A 3,114-nucleotide genomic window follows, 5' to 3' on the forward strand; every position below is an offset into this window, starting at 1 on the left:
CTGCTCGACGAGCCGACCAAGGGATTGGACGGCTTTTTCAAGGAGCAACTGGCGGCGTTGCTGCATCGCTTGCAGGCAGACGGCGTGACGATCGTGATGGTGTCGCACGACATCGAGTTTTGCGCCAGCTACGGCGAGACCTGCGCGCTTGTGTTTGACGGCTCGGTCATATCGCAAGGTCCGGCGCGCTCGTTTTTTGCAGGCAACAGCTTCTACACGACGGCGGCCAATCGGCTGGCGCGCGAGCTGTGGCGCGATGCCGTGACGGTGGACGATGTGATCCGCCGCTGCCGTCAGGAGTCGCGATGAGTCGCCGCACGTTGTGGGCGGGGGCGCTCATCCTTATCGTCATCCCGGCGACGATCCTCGCTGGCGTCTTCCTGCTCGATGACCGGCGATACTACTTTATCAGCCTGCTCGTCATCCTGTATACGATGATCCCGTTCGCGCTCGTCTTCGAGCGTCGCAGGCCGCAGGCCCGCGAGCTGATCACGATCGCGGTGCTGGCCGCGATCGCGGTCGCCGGTCGGGCAGCTTTTTTCATGCTGCCTCAGTTCAAGCCGGTGACCGCGATCGTCATCATCGCCGGCGTCAGTCTCGGCGCGGAGGCGGGATTCCTCGTCGGCGCGCTGGCTGGCTTCGTGTCCAACTTCTACTTCGGCCAGGGACCGTGGACGCCATGGCAGATGTTCGGCTTCGGGATCATCGGCTTCCTCGCCGGCCTGCTGTTCCGCCGCTCTCGCCTGCCGTCGCGAGGCATTCTCTGCCTGTACGGCGGTCTGGCGACGCTGGTCATCTATGGCGGTCTGCTCAACCTCGGCTCGCTGCTCATCTCGACCGCCTCCTTCTCCTGGGAGGCGCTGGCGGCGCTCTACGCGACCGGCTTCTGGTTCGATCTGGTGCATGCGGCGGCGACGGTCATCTTCCTGTTTGTGCTGGCGCGGCCGATGCTGGACAAGTTGGAGCGGGTCAAGACGAAGTACGGGCTGATTCGGGGCTGATAATGAATTGGTCATTCGGGTTGGTCCGATCGTCACTAAGGTCCGATACGATCAGATCCAGACGGTACGACCGATACGCTCCTATCTCTCTTCGGCGGCGGCTGCGACCGAGCGTCTCGAGATCCGGTACGGCCGCTATGACATGGTCCATGTATCCCCGCTTGATCGGGAGGGCTTTCTACGCGAGCTGGAAGCGCGTTGTCCTGTTATTCGTACGCAGCCTTGACCAGTTGCCGCTATCCCTTATCTGGAGGTCGTCTATCTCGTAATAGACGGCCTATTTGTGTTGTTATGTTTAGCATCGCGCCTTCTTTCATATCAATGGGGCAATCGTACAAGCAGTTTGGCGTCACTCTCATAATCTAGTACTGTATCCATCGCACATCAAGGAAATCAGCGTCGTTCTGCACACCAAAGCAGCTCTGTTCAGAGGCTCTGTCGGCTCGATCATTTATCGTTCCGATCCGTCGCAGGACGAATTCGTGCTCGGCTTCTGGACGCCCTACATCGGCAGCAACAAGTCCTATATCAACGCGGGCAAACTCGATGAATGGAACAAGAAAACATGGAGTGATATCTACGATAAACTTGAGGACAGCGGCATGATTACAATGCAGCAAGTGTTATCCTATCAAGTCAGCTCGACTACTGGAGGTTATACCTCGCCAGTCTGCATATTTACGATGCGAGCAGATCCGTCGCCTGCCGATCGTCGAGAATGGCAATCTGCTCGGCGTCGTATCGCTCGGCGATCTGGCCGTGCGCGAGGTGTTCGTCAATGAGGCGGGGCAAGCCTTGAATGAAATTTCGGTGCATCACGACTCGGCGTTTCATTAATGAACCGCCCACAGCTTAAAGCAAAGTATGGGCCCGCGCTCCCGCTAGGAGCCGCGGGTCTTTTGCGCTTCCAGGCCAAAGCGGCTATTGACACCTTCGTGTATTACATGGATAATACACGTAACGGATCAAAGCGGGTGGAGGAGAAGCATGCTAAACTTTTATGGGCTGAAGCTGAATACGCGCGATCCGGTCTATCTGCAAGCGACGCTCTACGTGAAGCGGATGATCCTGCTCGGCGAAGCCGCAAGCGGCGATCGGCTCCCGTCTCGTCGAGAGATCGCGGCGCAGCTGCAGATTAACCCCAATACCGTGCAAAAGGCGTTTAAGCTGATGGAAGAGGAAGGTTATGTGCGGACGACGGGCAACCAGGGAAGCGTTATCTACGTGGATGACCAGATTAGGGAGCAGATCGAGAAGGAGCTTACCGAGGAGCTGGTGCTCGATTTTATTCGATCTGCTAGGGAGATCAACCTGACGTTCAAGCGGGTTGTCGATCTAGTGAGCGAGCTGTGGGAGCAGGAGTCGAGCGACGGCAAGCGCTCGGAGGAGCCCTAAAGTGCGAGAGACGGAGGGGCCGATTTTTTATGATTATCATGTACTATTCCTATAATACACGGAAGAAGGGTTCGAGATGAGAGGATATTACAGACTGCTCAATACCGAGCTGCAAGCGATGGGGTGGGGGCTGTGGGCATTGTGCGGCGCCGCGATCGTCGTACCGCTGCTGCTGCTCCAGCTCACGGTATCCGGGATGTCCGTCGATACGGCGCTTAGGAGGTATGAGGACATCTACGCCGCTTCGGGCAGCATCGCCGCATTCGTGCTGCTGCTCGTCCTGTTGCTCGGATTATTCGCGGTCAGCCTGTACCGCAACTATTGGGGTAGTAAGAGCATATATACGCTGCTGACGCTGCCGGTCCGAGCGGGGACGGTCTATTGGAGCAAGCTGTCGGCTTATGCGCTGGCGCTGCTGCTGTTCCTCCTCGCGCATCTGGTCGGAGCGAGACTTGGCTACGGATTGGTGCAGGGAGCAGTCGAGCGTTATTCGAGCGAGGACTGGACGATGGCCGGCGGATGGTTTTTGGCAGTTGCCCGCTCGTCTTTCTTCCGGCTGCTGCTTCCGTTGACGTGGGAGGGTGTGCTGTCGAGCGTGAGCATGGCGCTGGCGCTGCTGACCGGGCTGTTCTATGCGATCCTGTTAGAGCGTAGCCGCAGATGGTTCGGATTGCCGTTCGTGTCGGTCATTATCCTCATCCGGGAGTTCAACCTGCGC

The 3,114-nt window shown here is 58.2% G+C and carries 4 protein-coding genes and 2 pseudogenes; all 6 read left to right on the top strand.

Translation table 11 applies throughout. The features are described from left to right. Nucleotides 1–309: pseudogene (locus PA598K_RS13135) on the top strand (ABC transporter ATP-binding protein); the annotation flags it as partial. Continuing rightward, nucleotides 306–1,001: an ECF transporter S component gene (locus PA598K_RS13140; RefSeq protein ID WP_185601907.1), complete on the top strand. Its 696-nt coding sequence runs from the start codon at nt 306–308 to the stop codon at nt 999–1,001. The pseudogene PA598K_RS13135 and the gene PA598K_RS13140, both read left to right, overlap by 4 nt. Before the next feature lie 7 nt (nt 1,002–1,008). Continuing rightward, nucleotides 1,009–1,227, top strand: coding sequence for a PH domain-containing protein (locus tag PA598K_RS39005; protein WP_128657401.1), 219 nt, complete (start codon nt 1,009–1,011; stop codon nt 1,225–1,227). 461 nt (nt 1,228–1,688) lie between these two features. After that, nucleotides 1,689–1,838, top strand: a pseudogene (locus PA598K_RS13150) (CBS domain-containing protein); the annotation flags it as partial. A 150-nt stretch (nt 1,839–1,988) separates the two neighbouring features. Then, the gene (locus tag PA598K_RS13155) at nt 1,989–2,396 is read left to right on the top strand and encodes a GntR family transcriptional regulator (RefSeq protein ID WP_128657402.1); all 408 of its coding nucleotides are present in this window, start codon (nt 1,989–1,991) and stop codon (nt 2,394–2,396) included. Nucleotides 2,397–2,472: 76 nt separating this feature from the next. Next, on the top strand, nt 2,473–3,114 hold a 642-nt coding region (locus PA598K_RS13160), incomplete at its 3' end, for an ABC transporter permease (RefSeq protein ID WP_148091936.1).

It is taken from the genome of Paenibacillus sp. 598K, assembly GCF_003851045.1.
Classification (GTDB): domain Bacteria; phylum Bacillota; class Bacilli; order Paenibacillales; family Paenibacillaceae; genus Paenibacillus_D.